The following is a 15,368-nucleotide window of genomic DNA, read 5'->3' on the forward strand; positions in this document are numbered from 1 at the left end:
TAGTTATAAATCATTCCCCAATCTAAAATCTAAAATATAAAATTTAAAAGGGTATCGCCCCTGGAATCCTTTTGAAACAGTCTTCCAAGAAAGAAACAAAAAGCGCCAATTGTAAAGTTTTACTACTTTTATGATTAACTTGATAATTTATTGAGTTGAAGTGGCAACCGGGGATTACAGACACAACAAGAGAGTACCCAGGCGCGCCATCAGGACGTTATACTAATTCTCAAAACTCATGCAACAGTAGCGCTCCGGGTGCGTCGCCACCTGCCAATCCTAAAAAAGAGCGACAATCTCCAAGCGACGAACCTTACCTGAAGCGTGAGCGTAAACAAACCAAAAACTCATAATTGTTGCAAGAGTTGGGAGAATTGGTATTACATATAAATATCTTGGTGAATGAGATTCCTTAAAGGAGGCAATGCCTAATTTTCACATTAACTTCATAAATGGTTGCTCTTGTATTTTTAAATAAATTGTGCATCTTTGATTTTTTCGGATCTTTTCTGATCTGGCTTTGTGACAAGAGCGGTGACGCGCCATTCTCAAGGAGGAGTCGAAAGCGGTTGAGGGAAAAAAGCCCCTTCGCAAAATCGTGGATTCAATCTCAAATCTCACATCTAAAATGGACTAACTGCCGCGCAGAAATTAAAAAAACCTGGTTTTAAAACTCATATCGCCGAGTCAATCTCAAATATCAAATCTCACAGCGACTGAGTTGCACATCTACCTGCTGGAATAGCGAGTCGAGGGTTGACGAGTTGTCCAAAACAACATCAGCTTGTTGACACTTTTGAGCTAGCGGCAACTGGGCGTTAATGCGGGCATTAGCTCGATCGTAACTTAAGCCATCTCGCTGCATTAGTCGTTCTAACTGCACTTCGGGTGAACAGTACACTACCCAAATTTCGGTACACAAGTCAGTCATGTTAGCTTCAAACAGCAGCGGCACTACCAAAACCAAAGTCAACGTGTCAACCTTGGCACAGAAACCGGATTTTTTTTCAACAATACTTCGTTCTAGCTTTTGGTGAAAAAAGCCGATTTCTTGAGTCTTTTTACCTAAATCCTGTGTGTCTTGGGATACCAAACTCGATGCAGCAATGTAGCTTTGAGTTTCCTCAACTAATCGGCGGCGCACGTAAGGGTGAATCTGTTGTTCCAACCACTGCCGCTCGTCTGCGTTACAAAAAATAATACTTCCCAACTCTGGCCGATTTAAATTGCCGTCCGGGAGCAAAATACCCGCGCCGTATCGTTTTACAATAGAGTCAAGTATTGGCGAACCGGGGCTCACAGCTTCGCGGGCAAAAATATCGGCATCTAAAATCGGAAATCCACAGGCATCGGCCAGATAATTAGATATAGCGGTTTTACCGGTGGCGATGCCCCCAGTTAAACCGATCAGACGGACAATTCGATCGCTCATAATTTTCAGGCGTTTAAACGGAACTGTGTTTCGACACTTACTGTCAGTCTTTGCTATGTTGGTGACACAATCAAATTTAGACTTAAATTTTAAGATTTGCGATCGAGAGTTCGCGTTAGGAAGTGTCAGCATTGGGTGCGATCGACTCTTTTTTACCTAAAATCTCAATTTTAAACTCGAATTAAGGTCTAGACCGAGGCAAACTTATGAATGCTCAACGTGCTGTGCGGTCGATTTTGGCAGCAATTCCCATTGCTGGATTTTTGATATTAGATTTTTTCCCCAACCTGGTTTTCCTCAAAGAAAACAGCAACGGATGGGTACTCGTGGCAATTTATCCCCAATCTCAAATTGCTGCGGCACAATCTATTACTCCAGCCCCAGACGGCACCGGAACCAATGTCACCGCCCCACGTACAGCGTCGCCTCCTCGCTACGACATTCAGGGCGGCACTACCTCCAGAGACGGAGCAAATTTGTTCCACAGTTTTACTCGGTTCAATCTGAATTCGGGCGAAACTGCCAATTTCATCTCCAACCCAAGCGTTAAAAATATCCTCGGCCGTGTTGTCGGGGGCGATGCTTCCTTAATTAATGGTCTAATTCAAGTTAGTGGCGGCAATTCTAATTTGTTGCTGATGAATCCCGCAGGCATTATCTTCGGAACAAATGCCCGACTCGACGTGTCCGGGTCTTTTTTGGCTACCACCGCTAGCGGTATCGGTTTTGACGACGGTTGGTTCAACGGTACTGGGGCGAACGACTTCGCGGCCCTCGTCGGAACGCCCAATGCTTTTGCTTTTGGCCCACAGCCGGGGAGTATTGTCAATGCCGGTAACTTGGCTGTCGGCACCGGGCAAAATTTGACTTTGCTGGGCGGTACGGTCATCAGTACAGGACAACTTTCAGCCCCAGGCGGTCAAATTACTGTGGCGGCTGTTCCGGGCGAAAATCTGGTGCGGTTGAGTCAAAACGGACTTTTGCTGAGTTTAGAAGTTTCTCCGGCAGCAGCAGTGTCGGGTTCGGAAGCTGTTCCCTTCTCTGGGCTGAGTTTACCTCGGCTGCTCTCTGGCCCCGGCGTGGCTCACGCTACGGGTATAACTACGAACGCTCAAGGTGAAGTGGTGCTCACAGGCGGCCAAACAGTGCCTGCAGGGGCTGGAAATGCTCTGGTAGGGGGTGCTGCAGACGTGTCTGCCAGGGGGGGCGTCGGAGGAAGCGTCAACGTGTTGGGTGACAAGGTAGGGCTATTGGGAGCGAAGATTGAGGCTTCGGGCCCGGACGGTGGCGGAACGGTGCGGATCGGGGGAGATTACCGAGGCGAGGGAACTGTGCCGACTGCCGGGATGACTTACGTGGATGGCAAAAGTTCGATCGCAGCCAACGCAACTGAATCAGGCAACGGCGGCAGAGTTGTTGTCTGGGCTGACAACACAACAGCATTTTTGGGCAGCATCAGCGCCAATGGCGTTTCTGCAACGGGAACCGCAGGTGTTGGGGGGTTTGTGGAAGTTTCGGGTAAGCAAAGATTGATTTTTAACGGTACTGTTGATACCTCTGGGACAAACGGTTTGGGGACTTTGCTGTTAGATCCTGAAAATATTTTCATTACAGATTCCCCAGAAGCTGCGGGCGATGCGGAAATAATTGCTAACAATAATATTTTGGCAACAGGAACGCTACCAGGACAGGAAAACAATTCTGAGCCTTCGCTGACAATTTCGGCTAGAGCTTTGGAAAGTATGTCGGCGACTGCAAATGTGGTTCTCGAAGCGCTCAATGATATTACAATTGCTGATTTGGCGGACAATCAGTTGAGCTTTCAAGCAACTACTGGTTCGGTAACATTTAGAGCAGATGCGGATGGCAATGGTGCGGGTGCTTTTTCGATGAATGCGGCCGATACAATTAGCACGGCTGGCGGTGCTATAACCATTTCGGGAAGTCAAATTACAGCGGGCAATTTGTCAAGTAACGGCGGAAATATTAGTTTGATTAGTCCGGGTTCGACTGTTGCCAACAAGATTTCTTCATCCAATCCCAGCACTGGCAGCAGCGGAAATATTTTGCTCGAAGGCCTGAATGTAACGGCGCAAAAACTTGATGCCAGCGGCCCGGAAGCGACGGGAAATGTCACTGTGACGGCTCGAAATGTTCTGGGAGTGAGCTCGATCGCAGGGGGTTCGGGAAACATTACTTTGACTGGTAATGAAATTAATTTTAAAGGTGACAAAAATTCAGTCAGCGGTACTGGCTTTTTGGTACTGCAACCTTGGAGTCCTGGTCAAAATATTGCGATCGGCGGTTCTGGAGATGTCGGTACTAATATTTATTTGAATCTGACCGCAAACGACCTCGGAAGTTTGGAAAATGGGTTTGCTGGAATTACGATCGGGCGCAGCAACGGTATCGGTTCAATTCTGATTGCTAACGATTTCACATTTTACGATCCGCTAATTATTCAATCGCCAGCGGGTTTGGGGACAATCACTACTACAAGTTCCCTGACAGGGGCAGACAAGGCCTCAATTACTCTCAAAGCTGACGGCAATATCAGAACCGGAAATATCACTACCAACAATCAGGAAATTCGCATCGTCAGCACCGCAGGCAATGTCACAACCGGTCAGCTACTTACTGGAACTGCCCGCACCATCAACACTTCTGTCAATCCTCCCGAAGATATAGGCAATTCGGCGGGAGATGTGAGTGTTACTGCACAGGGTACGGTGACTGCTGGGGCGATCGACACGAGGGGCGATCGCGCGGGGAATGTGACGCTAACGGGGCGCAATGGAGTCACTGCAGGGGCGATCGAAGCTGGCGGCTCGCAAACACCGGGAAATATTACTTTAACTGGCAACGAAATTGACTTGACGGGTGACAAAAATTCGATCGCCAGCAACGGCAATCTGGTGCTGCAACCTGCCGATCCCAGTCAAAATATTATAATTCAAGGTTCTGGCGATACAGAAGCTCTGAACTTGACTGCTGCTGAATTGAACACTTTTCGGAATGGGTTTGCTTCGATGACGATCGGGCGCGCTGACGGTAGCGGTGCGATCTCGATTGGTTCTCCAACGCCAAATTCAACGCCAAATTCCACGCCAGTGGCGGTGACATTTCAAGATCCGATGACGATTCGCTCGCCGTTGGATACCGGCGCGATCGTGGGAACGGGTGCGATCGTCGGTACTGATAACGCCACGATCTCTCTGATGGGCGGTACTGTAGCCGTCGGAGACGTTACCTCGATTGCGGGGATTAATATCACTAGCACCCAAGGCAATTTGACTGCTGGTACGGTTTCATCTCGCTCAACTTCCGGGGTGGCGGGCCCTATCAATATTCGCAGCGCCGGTGCGGTAGAAACCGGCAATATCGATGCTTTTGGTGCCAGAAGCGGGGGAGATATTTCGATTGCTGCGCCGGGCCGGATCGTTACAGGGGTGATTAACTCGAGTTCGCAATCGGGAAGTGCCGGTTCGAGCCAAATTACTGGCCAGAAAGATGTTGAAGTTGTTTCGATCAAAGCTCGCGGCAATACCGGCGGCGATGTGGCGATCGAGGCTGGGGGAGCATTTCGGCCACCGGGAACAGGAACGGCTGCTGAACCCGCCCAGGTCAGCATTTCTACAGAAGGGCTGGCTCAATCGGGTTCACAGACGCTGCTGCAAAGCTCTTGCCCGTCGGGAACCTGCACGGCGGCGACTGTTGGGACTGGAAACTCGAAGTCGAATACTGCCACTTCCTCAACTGCGATCGGGCCGCTGGCGATCGTGCCGAGTCCGGCACCAACTACCACTGTGGAACTGCAAACTACAGAGAATTCTCAACAAATTGTGACTCAGGTGAGTCTCGGCCCCCCAGTGTCTGCGCCAAAGCTCAGTAACGCAAATGTCTCGCCAGAACCTGCTGTTGCGTCTGTTGAGGCGCAGTCTAACCAGACTGCTGCCGGCCCGGTAGTGCGATCGCCGTCGGTGTTAAAAGACAATTTGCCCGCGCCTGCGGTGACAGAAAACGCCAGCGTGGCAAAAACTCCACAGAAGCCGGGGAGTGCGGTAACGTCAGAAGGTATCGGGAATGTGAGGGTTCCTGAGATTTCTCGATCGAACTCGATCGCGCAAATAAATCCGATCGACGCAGTGCAGCAAAGGGATAGAACTCAGGGGCGGGACTTTGAACGTTACTTTGGGGGCACTGTGACTGAAAAGTCAGTCACACAGCAAAGTATTCGAGATACTCTCAGCAGTGTCAATCAATTGACTGGGGTTAAACCCGCCATCCTTTACGTATGGGCAAAAGACAAACATTTAGAACTTGTGTTGTTGTTGCCAGACGGCAAAAATGTTTTTAAAAGTGTGCCGGCAAGCCGCGAGACAGTGCTCAAAGTTGCTAAAGAATTTACTAATGCTATCAGAAGTCCCAGGAGATTGAATGCTGTTGATTACAAGCAACCTGCCGAGGAACTTTACCAGTGGTTAATTGCACCGCTGCAACCGGAATTGGAGGCTAACAAGATTGACACTTTGGTGTTTTCGATGGATGCCGGTTTGCGAACTTTGCCTTTAGCTGCTCTTTACGACGGCAAGCAGTTTTTGGTAGAAAAGTACAGTTTGGGGCTGATTCCGAGTTTGAGTTTAACTGATACTCGCTATGCCGATGTTAAGGGTTCTGAAGTTTTAGCGATGGGTGCGTCGAATTTTCCCGCCAAATACGATCAAAATCCTTTGCCTGCGGTGCCGTTGGAAATATCGACAATTGTGGGCAAGATTTGGCCTGGTTCGTCTTTTCTTAATGAAGCTTTTACTTTGGCAAATTTGAAGCAGAAGCGCAATCAATCGCAATACAAAATTATTCATTTAGCTACTCACGGCGATTTTCAGCCTGGGGGGGCCCAAAATTCTTACATTCAGTTTTGGGATACTAAGTTGCGGTTGAATCAGTTGGATCAGTTGAAGTTATCTAACCCGCAGGTGGAGTTATTGGTTTTGAGTGCGTGTACTACGGCGGTGGGAGACGAACAAGCTGAGTTGGGGTTTGCGGGGTTGGCGGTGCACGCGGGGGTAAAATCGGCTTTGGCGAGTTTGTGGTATGTCAGCGATGTCGGTACTTTGGGGCTGATGACTGAGTTTTACCAGCAGTTGCGTACAGCGCCGATTAAGGCTGAGGCTTTGCGGCAAGCGCAGTTGGCGATGTTGCGGGGTGAAGTGCGGTTGCAAGATGGTTATTTGGTACGATCGGGCAACAATCAAGCTCTGCCTTTGCCGTCGGAGTTGGCCGCCAGGGGCGATCGAAATTTGTCGCATCCTTATTATTGGGCCGCTTTTACAATGATCGGTTCGCCGTGGTAATTCTGAAGATAGAAGGAAGAAGGAAGAAGGAAGAAGGAAGAGGGAAGAAGGAAGATTAATGCCTAATTCCCTGCGCGGGCCAATTCCCAATTGCCAATAACTACTGACTAATCACTAATTGAGTCAGCCGTTTGAGGATGCGGAGCACGTCATAAAGTTCGTTGCCGGGGTTCCGGGTGAGATACCCCTTAGATGTGCTATATCGAGGTGATTCTCCGTTAACTAATTTGACAAAGATGAAACTGCCGCCTGTAGCAATCATGCCGTAACTAGGTTTGTCCGGGTTGGGATTTGCCAGCATATAAGCTAAAATTTGCGCCAATCCCGCTTCGATCGAAAACGAAACGAGTTTCGATTCTATTACCATCAGCCACAACTGCTCTTTTAAAACTAAAGTGTCGATGCTGCCTTTGATGATAACCCCTTCATCTTCTTCGGAAAATTCGACGGATTTTTCTGGTTTAATGTAGAAAGGATGCAGATAAAACTCGCCTGCAAATAACAGCGGAGAGACAATTGACAAACTAATGGTTTTTTCCAGCATCGGCGGATACTCTAACAAGTTGAAGTAACCCGCTTTCATCTGATCTAGCTGTCGTTTTTGAAAGTCGGTAATTTCTGGTAACTCATCTTGCCATTCTCGGAAAAATTGGTCGTCTGTGACAAGTTGAAGGTCAAAAACTGTTTTTAATTCTTCTAATGTGACATTTTTAGCTTGAATTGTTTGAACCATAATTCGAGCCAGTTAATTTTATGAGTAATTACAATTTTATCAATTTCCAGCTAATATTATGTCCCCTCGAAAGATTATAACAAAATTGGTTTGTAATGAGGACTGAGAGTCCTAATCCAAATCGCTCGGACTGGCATTCCTCCCTAAGAAATGGTAAAGGTTATTTTACAGAAGATGATATAAGTCAAAATTAAATTCTGCTAATTCCAAATTTTTTGCAAATTGAGAACAAATCCCGGCAAAACATTTTCCCCAGAAAGAATGAGAGGAGATTGTAAAACTTCCACATCTTGACCGGGGCGATAAATTTCAACTTCCCGTTTTTTGCGGTTAATTAGCCAACCCAAACGGCAGCCATTTTCCATATATTCTTGCATTTTTTCCTGACTTTTTTTCAAACTGTCGCTGGGCGAGACTAATTCAATGACAAAATCGGGACAAAGCGGGATGAATTTTTCTCTTTGTTCGGGCGTCAAAGCTGACCAGCGGGATTTTTCTACCCAGGAGACATCAGGAGATCGATCGGTGCCATTGGGCAGAGTAAATCCTGTGGAGGAATCAAACACTTCTCCGAGTTCAGTTCTATCGTTCCAAATTCCTACCTGTAAGTTAAGTTTTGAGTTGCTTTTTCCTGTTTCTCCTCCGGTTGGCGGCATGACTATTAATTCTCCGTTGGCGTTGCGTTCGAGTTTCAAGTCAGGGTTTTCTTCGCACAGTTGATAAAACTGTTCTGAAGTTAGTTTAATCAGGGAGTTGAGATTTAAGGTGATAGCAGTCATGGTTATTTACCTGCTGTTTGTATGAACGTGATTAAGAATTAAAAATGAATAATCCCATTTTTAATTCTTAATTCTTAACTTGTAAGTCTACTGCAATTGCTTGATTCTGTTGAGCGCGTCTTGATAGGCGCTGGTTCTGCCGCCTTGCTTGTAAAGTTCTGCTGCTTTTTGGAAGTCGGCAATTGCTTTCGGTTGGTCTTTGTTGTCCAGGTAAGCTAAAGCTCGGTTGTAGTAAGCGTCGGCAAAACCGGGATTGGCTTCGATCGCCAGGGTGTATGCTTGAATAGCATTGGAACCGCGTGTGGGTTCGAGTTGGGCTAAGCCGGCGGTGATGAAAGTGCGGGCATTACCGATATTAAAATACAATTCAGGGGTATATTTGGGCTTGAAAGCGAGTGCTCTGTTGAAATCCGCGATCGCCTCCCAAGCATCTCCTTGATCTAACAGCGAAAGTCCTCGAAAATAATAGGCTTGGGCGTCTTGGGGATTGGCGGTGGATACCGGGCCGATCGTTGCGGGAGTATTGTCTACTTTCAACTCGGATTTGTTTATTCCCGCCGCCACTAGCTTGGCGATAAATGTATTGATGGGAACTGCTGCGTTAAATCCGGTTTTAATTGGGGCGACTTCGCCGGAACTGGTTTGAGCAAAACCGAATTCCCCTTGTCCGTGTAAACCGATGACTCGGCCTTCGGAGTCAAAAACTGGGCCGCCACTCATGCCACTCCAAGTTACGGCCTGATACCGCAAAGTGTAACCTTCCGGGCGGTTGCTGGGGCGGCTGGTAACGAGTCCGGGAGAGAGTTCGGGTTCTCGTTCAGCGCCGAAAAGTCCGCCGGTAGCGGGATAGCCGTAAACGAAGATTTGAGTGCCGATGACGGCTTGATCGGAATCTGCGATCGTCGCGACTGGATATTCTTCGGGGCTTTCAAATTTGACTACGGCTAAATCCGGGTCAGTTTCGGCGGTTTGCAAACGGGTGACGGAGGTTGCTTGATAGTTTTTGCCTTTAGACGTGCGAACGGTGTATTTCACGTCTGCTTTTTCTACGACGTGGTTGACTGTTAAAACTGTGTAAGTTTTGCCTGTTTTGGCAATAATTACCCCAGAACCGTCTCCGAGAGCACTGTTAATTTGTACTGTCAGCGGCCCGGCAATGCTGGCGACTTCTTGGGGGGTTTTGGCGATCGCGGGCTGACTGATGACTATGGTTAAGGCTGCGGTAGTTCCTGCTAGCAGGGTGGTTAAGGTGTCGTAACGAGAAAAATTTATATTCATGGCTATTGCTAATTAGTAGCTGGGTAGCGGGATTTGGTGGAGGAAGGGCGATCGGCGGTTGGTGCTATTTTCTGTTTAGTTTTATTACTGGCTTGACGCAAGGGATCTCGGCTTTGTTCTTTAGTGATAACTTTACTCGCTTTTTTGTTCCGCGATTCGCTATTTCACTGTAGGGCGCTTATCGGCGCATCTTACTTAATCTCAATGTAGCGCACTGCCAAACTTACTTATTAAACCTCAACAATACATGACTCCAACTCGGTGGTTAGTTCTTCCTTAGTCATCGTTCCCCGCGCGACTCGCATGACTAAATCATATACTTCATCGTCGGTCAAATTCAAAGCGCCACCATTCAAACGCAAAAAGGTATCTGTCACTGCAAAAGCCGATCGTTTATTGCCGTCAATAAAGGGATGATTCATCGCTATGTGATAGAGATAGGCGGCAGCTTGTTCGCTAATCGTTGAATGCAAAAATTGACCGCCAAAAGTTGCTTGCGGTTGAGCCAAAGCCGACTCTAACAAACCTTCATCTCTAACGCCGGGAGTGCCGCCAAACCTCTCTATCTGTCTGGCGTGGATACTTAAAACCATACTTTTGCTGACAAAATTAGGAGTTGGCAAGGCGACGGTAAACCTCCTTTCTTTCGTGTTCGGAATTTAGATATGCCTGCCATGCTTTGGCTTCTAGTTTTTGTTGTTCTTCTTCAGTCTTTAAGGAACGGACAAATTCAAGCACTTTCAGCAGCACGGGTTCTGGTACTTGGTCTAGTTCTTGAAGAAGTTGGTCTTTTGCGGTCATGTTTCTTTCCTCCTAATGATCGTACAACTATTTTACAACCTCGCTTGTGCCCATTGGACGATCGCCTCAGTCAATCCGTCTAAGGTATATTCTTTGGCTTCCACATCTAACTTACCCAATAAATTCTGACAGCTTTTGGAAGTTTCCGGCCCGATGGATGCGATGCAAACGTTTTCCAACCAATCCTTAGACAGGGATAATTCTGGGCTTTTTTCGAGGAGATTGCAAAAGTTATGCACGGTTTTGGAACTGGCAAAGGTTATGATATTTACGGCTTGGTTTTGGAGTGCGGATAGGGCGATCGGATCGATAGTTTCGGGACAGCAAGATTGGTAAGCTGGCACTTCTATTACTTGCGCTCCTTTGGCGGTGAATTCTTTAACTAAAACTTCTCTGCCGCCGCTTTCTACTCTCGGAAATAGGATTTTGCAGTTTGTAGGGGCGGTGCCCCCGTGCCCGCCCTGCCAGGGGAAGTTCTCGACTAGGGAATCGGCGACAAAGTTGGGGGGAATAAAGTCGGGTTGTAGAGAGTGCGATCGCAAACTTTCTGCTGTTTTTTTCCCGACAACTGCGATTTTAATACCAAACAAGCTGCGGGCGTCTTTGCCTTTTGCTTGTAATCTTTGAAAAAAGCAGTCTACAGCGTTGTGGGAAGTGAGAATTAACCAGTGAAAGCTTGACAATTGTGCGATCGCACTGTCTAATGGTTCCCAAGTGGACGGGGGCCCAATTACCAAGGCGGGCATTTCGATCGCGCGGGCTCCTTGTTGCTGGAGTCGATCGCTAAATTCAGCAGACTGAGAAACCGATCGCGTGACTAAAATGGTTTTTCCTGCTAGCGGCAATTGGCTGTTATTAATGGTGACTGGTGTATCGATCATATTTGTGCTTTCTGGCTGGATTAAATATTCGCGCAATCTAACTACTTCCCCAATTACGATTACGCAAGGCGACAGAGATTGACCTGCTGTTTGCTGTACAATGTTGAAGAGAGTGCCTAGCCAAATTTGCTGTTCGGGGCGGCCGCAATTTCGGATAATGGCGATCGGAGTTTCGGGCGATCGTCCGTGCTTTTGCAATTGCCAAATTATCTCGCTTAAATTGCGCCCTCCCATCAATATTACCAAAGTTTCTATCTGCACTAATGCTTCCCATTCCAAAGCATCCGGTTCGTGGGCGCTCATCACTGCAAAACAGCGACTCATTACCGGATCTGTGAGGGGAATTCCTGCTAGTAAAGGTGCGGCTAAGGCGGAGGATATTCCGGGTATTACTTCAAAGTCGCAGCCCGCTGTGATTAATGCTTGAATTTCGGAACTAGAACGACCAAAAATAAACGGATCACCACTTTTTAAGCGGATTACTTGTTTTCCTAGTTGGCAATGTTCTACCAGCAAACGGTTAATTTCTTCCTGCTGGGTGGAAGGTTTGCCGCCGCGTTTACCGACTTCGATTTTTCGACAATTTGCTGGGATTAATTCGAGTTGCGGGATGTCGATAAGAGCATCGTAGATTAAGACTTCGGCTTGGGATAGCAGTTTGTGCGATCGCACTGTCATCAAGTTACAATCTCCGGGCCCCGCACCGACTAGATAAACTTTCCCTTTATGGTTTTTCACAATTCCTCCTCGATAGTATAATTTAAGGAAGAAGGCAGAAGGCAGAAGGAAGAATGAGCCATTATGAAATAACAAATAACCAATGCCCAATGCCCAATGCCCAATGCCCGATGCCCAATCCTATATTTATGCAGATTATCATCATCACGGCCGCCGATGCAAATTACTTTGAATTGGTGCAAGGTACTATTTTATCGGTGCGGGAAAAACCAGAGGGTGAAAATGTGGCGATCGGCTTTTTCGATCTCGGCTGCACTCCCGAACAGTTGCAGTGGCTAGAAAGGCAAGTAACTTTTATTAAAAAACCGGACTGGGATTTTGATTTTCCCGGTAGAAATGAATCTCCAGAACATTTAAAAGGACTATTAGTTAGACCTTGTTTGCGAAAATACTTTCCCAATTTTGATATATACCTTTGGATTGATGCGGATGCTTGGGTTCAAGACTGGAGAGCAATTAATTTGTTGGTTGAAGGAGCATCGCGCCGGGGGCTGGCAATTGTTCCCGAAGTTCACAGGGCAAGCTTGCAGCAGTACGGGCAACTTCCTCAGTTTTTGCCGTGGGTTTATCAACAATATGAAGCTAACTTTGGTGAAGAAATTGCTAATAAATTCTACACTTATCCGATATTAAATGCCGGAGTTTTCGCACTCCGACAAGATGCTTTGCACTGGGAAATCTGGGCAGAAAAAATCAATCAAGGATTGCAAAGATCCGGCTGTGTCATGACAGATCAATTTGCCCTCAACCTCGCTGTTTACAGTGGCGAATTGTTCAATCTCACTGAAATGCTCCCAGCTTGGTGCAATTGGATATTCAACGGTTTTCCGGTTTGGGACAAGCAGCGAGGCTGTTTTGTGGAGCCGTACTTGCCGCAGGAGGCGATCAGCATTTTGCATTTAGCTGGCCGCCAGCAGTTTGACCGAGTACAATTGATGGCAACTGACGGCGATATACTGGAAATTAGCGTCCGTTACCAACCTAAAAAACAGGAAGCAGTCCAAATATTTCAAAAACCCAAAATGACTTACCAACAACCGGAAATTAGCAAAAATAATTTATTACATCCAGGGGATTATGTCTCGCCAGGGTTCCAAATAATTATACCTGACTCCTATTTCCCCAATATGATTATTGCCGATCCAAATACGAGTAACTGGCCTTATTTGCGCCGGGAAGTTCCGCATAATTGGTATGCAGACAAGCGCTATCCATTTATCGGGTTTTTGAATCGCGACGAAGCACATATTCTTTACAATACTGCTCTGCAATTCAAAGGTAAAAAAGCCTTAGAAATAGGTTGCTGGCTGGGTTGGTCTGCTTGTCACATAGCCCTCGCAGGAGTTGAGTTAGATGTCGTCGATCCGCTGTTAGAAAGAGAAGATATCAGACAAAGTGTAATCGATTCAATTCAAAGTGCTCTAAATGCGTCGGGCGTTCAAACATCAGTCGAGCTAATACCGGGCTATAGCCCCCAACGAGTAGAAGAATATTCCGCTCAATTCAACCGCAAATGGTCGTTAATTTTTATTGACGGAGAACACGGAGGTGATGGGCCGTTAAATGATGCCATTGCGTGTGAAAAATTGGCGGAGGAAGATGCAATAATTTTATTTCACGATTTAACCGCTCCCGATGTTGCTCATGGTTTAGATTACTTGAAGCAAAGGGGATGGCAAACGGTAGTATATCAAACAATGCAAATTATGGGTGCTGCTTGGCGGGGCAATGTCGAGCCAGTAAAACATCAACCAGACCCCAATATTTCCTGGCAGTTGCCAGCCCATTTGCACGGTTACAATATTAGCAGTTTAGAGACAATTAATTCTCCAACAGCCAGCCAAACCAATCAAAACCAACACTCATCTTATACAAGAGATTTTTACCAATTAATCGGAGAAGGAACTCGCACTTCTGCTAGAGAAATTATTCCCCTGCTGTTAGACTTGCTGCAACCGATTTTACCTAAAAGTGTAGTGGATGTGGGCTGCGGTACGGGAAGTTGGTTAGCGGCGTTTCAGAAGTTGGGAATTGCTGATTGTTTGGGAATAGATGGCGATTATGTCGATCGCACTATTTTACAAATTCCTTTAAATCAGTTCCAATCCGCCGATTTAAAGCAACCGCTGCAAATAAACAGAAAGTTTGACTTAGCAATTTCTCTGGAAGTTGCCGAACATTTACCGGCTACCTGTGCCGAAAACTTTGTTAATTCTCTCACTCAACTAGCACCAGTGATTCTGTTTTCTGCTGCGATACCATTTCAAGGAGGCGTCGAACACGTTAACGAACAGTGGCCACAATATTGGGTTTATTACTTTCAGCAAAACGGCTATGCAGTTATTGACTGCTTGAGAAAAAAAATATGGAACAATGACAAAGTAGAGCCTTGGTACGCTCAGAATATCTTGATTTTTGTTAAACAAGAGCACTTGTCGGGATATCCGAGGTTAGTAAATGAGTATCAAAATACCGATCTGAATCAATTAGCGATCGTCCATCCCAAGATTTATTTTTACAGCTTGCAAGCTGCTAGAAATTCGGGACAGAATTTACAATCAGAAAGTGTCAAACAAGTTGCACCTTCGCCACAATCGGCAGATCGACCTTTAATATCTGTGATTATTCCCTGTTACAATCAAGCTCATTTTTTGTCGCAAGCAGTAACTAGCGTTATCAATCAAACTTACAAAAATTGGGAAATAATCATTGTTAATGATGGCAGCTTAGATACTACTAGCACAGCCGCCAAAAAATTGATAGCAACAAATCCCCAGCATCAAATTAGGCTAATAGAACAAGCTAATCAAGGGATATCAAGGGCTAGAAATACTGGCATATCGGCAGCAAGCGGCGAATACATAATGCCCTTAGATGCCGATGATATTTTAGATCCCAATGCCTTGATTTGTCTTTTAGAAATATGTCTAAAATCCAAAGTACCTTGCATAGCATTTGGTTCTTATCAACTGTTTGGCAATGAAAAGCGCACCGTACCCAGTTACGATTTGTATTCGCCGGAAAATATCAAGCAATCTAATATGATTCACCCGTCTTCATTGTATCACAAATCAGTTTGGAATTTGGTCAACGGTTACAAAGCAGAGATGAAAGAAGGTTATGAGGATTGGGAATTTTGGGTTAATTGTCACAAACATAGCATTCCTTTTTTTGGAACGAGAGAAATAGTTCTTAATTATCGTCAGGTTCATGGTTCTAGAAATGAAAAAGCTCAACAATATCATCACAAATTAGTAGCACAAATTGTTTGTTACAACCGGGAACTTTACGATATGGAAAGCGTGAATAATGCTGAAAAGCTATTGGAACTAATCGCAAGTTAATCTTGATATCATGTCCGGTGGATTACCC

At 46.2% G+C, this 15,368-nt stretch carries 9 protein-coding genes; 2 read left to right on the top strand and 7 right to left on the bottom strand.

Annotated elements, in window-relative coordinates:
* Positions 1-700: 700 nt before the first annotated feature.
* Positions 701-1,432 (bottom strand): dephospho-CoA kinase, encoded by a 732-nt coding sequence (gene coaE / locus QT973_RS16805; protein WP_333391750.1) that lies wholly within the window; start codon positions 1,430-1,432, stop codon positions 701-703.
* A gap of 206 nt (positions 1,433-1,638) precedes the next feature.
* On the opposite strand from coaE, the gene QT973_RS16810 reads away from it, so the two are divergent.
* A complete protein-coding gene (locus QT973_RS16810) occupies positions 1,639-6,786 on the top strand; it encodes a CHAT domain-containing protein (RefSeq protein WP_333391752.1) in 5,148 nt (1,715 codons plus the stop codon).
* Positions 6,787-6,886: 100 nt separating this feature from the next.
* Here the strand turns inward: QT973_RS16810 and QT973_RS16815 are convergent, their stop codons facing one another.
* The 6 genes from QT973_RS16815 to cobA form a co-directional block, all read right to left on the bottom strand.
* Positions 6,887-7,519: a restriction endonuclease subunit R gene (locus tag QT973_RS16815; protein ID WP_333262261.1), complete on the bottom strand. Its 633-nt coding sequence runs from the start codon at positions 7,517-7,519 to the stop codon at positions 6,887-6,889.
* Between the two features lie 200 nt (positions 7,520-7,719).
* Positions 7,720-8,298, bottom strand: coding sequence for a Uma2 family endonuclease (locus QT973_RS16820; protein WP_333391754.1), 579 nt, complete (start codon positions 8,296-8,298; stop codon positions 7,720-7,722).
* Positions 8,299-8,385: 87 nt separating this feature from the next.
* Positions 8,386-9,576, bottom strand: a complete 1,191-nt coding sequence (locus QT973_RS16825; protein ID WP_333053203.1) for a tetratricopeptide repeat-containing serine protease family protein — start codon at positions 9,574-9,576, stop codon at positions 8,386-8,388.
* A gap of 230 nt (positions 9,577-9,806) precedes the next feature.
* On the bottom strand, positions 9,807-10,169 hold the full coding sequence (locus QT973_RS16830; protein ID WP_333262256.1) for a type II toxin-antitoxin system death-on-curing family toxin: 363 nt from the start codon (positions 10,167-10,169) through the stop codon (positions 9,807-9,809).
* A gap of 16 nt (positions 10,170-10,185) precedes the next feature.
* The gene (locus QT973_RS16835; RefSeq protein WP_333053201.1) at positions 10,186-10,377 is read right to left on the bottom strand and encodes a DUF2281 domain-containing protein; all 192 of its coding nucleotides are present in this window, start codon (positions 10,375-10,377) and stop codon (positions 10,186-10,188) included.
* A 32-nt stretch (positions 10,378-10,409) separates the two neighbouring features.
* On the bottom strand, positions 10,410-11,996 hold the full coding sequence (cobA, locus tag QT973_RS16840) for a uroporphyrinogen-III C-methyltransferase (RefSeq protein ID WP_333053200.1): 1,587 nt from the start codon (positions 11,994-11,996) through the stop codon (positions 10,410-10,412).
* Between the two features lie 89 nt (positions 11,997-12,085).
* On the opposite strand from cobA, the gene QT973_RS16845 reads away from it, so the two are divergent.
* Positions 12,086-15,340 (top strand): glycosyltransferase, encoded by a 3,255-nt coding sequence (locus tag QT973_RS16845; RefSeq protein ID WP_333391756.1) that lies wholly within the window; start codon positions 12,086-12,088, stop codon positions 15,338-15,340.
* Positions 15,341-15,368: the final 28 nt, after the last annotated feature.

The sequence above is a fragment of the Microcoleus sp. Z1_A1 genome (assembly GCF_036700305.1).
In the GTDB taxonomy this organism is placed as follows: Bacteria; Cyanobacteriota; Cyanobacteriia; order Cyanobacteriales; family Microcoleaceae; genus Microcoleus.

What these genes read in the sequence shown, in the direction of transcription:
- QT973_RS16845 (WP_333391756.1), top strand. Translation starts at nt 12,086, where the DNA reads ATGCCCAATGCCCAATGCCCGATGCCCAATCCTATATTTATGCAGATT.
- QT973_RS16820 (WP_333391754.1), bottom strand. Translation starts at nt 8,298, where the DNA reads ATGACTGCTATCACCTTAAATCTCAACTCCCTGATTAAACTAACTTCA.
- QT973_RS16825 (WP_333053203.1), bottom strand. Translation starts at nt 9,576, where the DNA reads ATGAATATAAATTTTTCTCGTTACGACACCTTAACCACCCTGCTAGCA.
- QT973_RS16835 (WP_333053201.1), bottom strand. Translation starts at nt 10,377, where the DNA reads ATGACCGCAAAAGACCAACTTCTTCAAGAACTAGACCAAGTACCAGAA.
- QT973_RS16815 (WP_333262261.1), bottom strand. Translation starts at nt 7,519, where the DNA reads ATGGTTCAAACAATTCAAGCTAAAAATGTCACATTAGAAGAATTAAAA.
- QT973_RS16830 (WP_333262256.1), bottom strand. Translation starts at nt 10,169, where the DNA reads ATGGTTTTAAGTATCCACGCCAGACAGATAGAGAGGTTTGGCGGCACT.
- QT973_RS16810 (WP_333391752.1), top strand. Translation starts at nt 1,639, where the DNA reads ATGAATGCTCAACGTGCTGTGCGGTCGATTTTGGCAGCAATTCCCATT.
- coaE (WP_333391750.1), bottom strand. Translation starts at nt 1,432, where the DNA reads ATGAGCGATCGAATTGTCCGTCTGATCGGTTTAACTGGGGGCATCGCC.